1 protein-coding gene and 1 pseudogene are annotated in these 742 nt (G+C 64.9%); both read left to right on the top strand.

The window, feature by feature from the left end:
- A pseudogene (locus tag AC1D15_RS35595) lies at positions 1-385 on the top strand (pectate lyase); the annotation flags it as partial.
- A gap of 54 nt (positions 386-439) precedes the next feature.
- Positions 440-742, top strand: a 303-nt coding sequence (locus AC1D15_RS35600; protein ID WP_477829797.1) for a cupin domain-containing protein, incomplete at its 3' end; no start/stop codon positions are given.

Raw genomic sequence — 742 nt, forward strand, 5'->3', positions numbered from 1 at the left:
CCACCATCCGCTGGCGAACGACTATTTCAACAACACCAGCTACGGCAACCACCCCGACTACGACATGCTCGGTATCCGTGCGGACGGGGCGGCGGTGGGGCTTGGCACGCTCAGGAACAACATCGCCTTCACGGGCATGCTGCTGTCCCATGTCGACGGCACCGACGCCCAGTTCAACTCATGGAACCTGGCCGTGACGCTGTCCGATGCCGAGTTCCAGAGCGTGTCGACCGCCGGATGGGATGCGCCCCGGCAGGCCGACGGCAGCCTGCCCGTGCTGCCGCAGCTGCGCCTGGCGCCGACCAGCGGCCTCATCGACAAGGGCGTCGACGTCGGGCTTCCGTTCACCGGAAGTGCACCGGATCTCGGAGCGTTCGAGCGTTGACGAAGGAAGGTGGCTCAGAATCCGGAGTCCACCTCATCTGAAGGAGTCATCGGCATGCCCGTTTTCAGCCCGGCGCAGTTCGTGAGCGAGGTCAACCCGGTCGAAGGCTCTTCAGAGCCGAACCAGACGCTGTGGATCAGCGAAGCCGGCGCACTCACGCAGTTCGGTGCCTTCATCGAAGTCCTGCAACCGGGTTGCAGGTCGTCCATCAAGCACTGGCACAGCGCCGAGGACGAAATGGTCTACGTCCTCGCCGGCGAGATCACGGTGGTCGAAGGCAGCACCGAGACGGCCATGCGTGTCGGCGACGCGGYCACCTTCAAGGCCGGCGTCGCCATCGGGCACTACCTGGAGAAG

The organism is Rhizobacter sp. P2_H2, assembly GCF_056403375.1.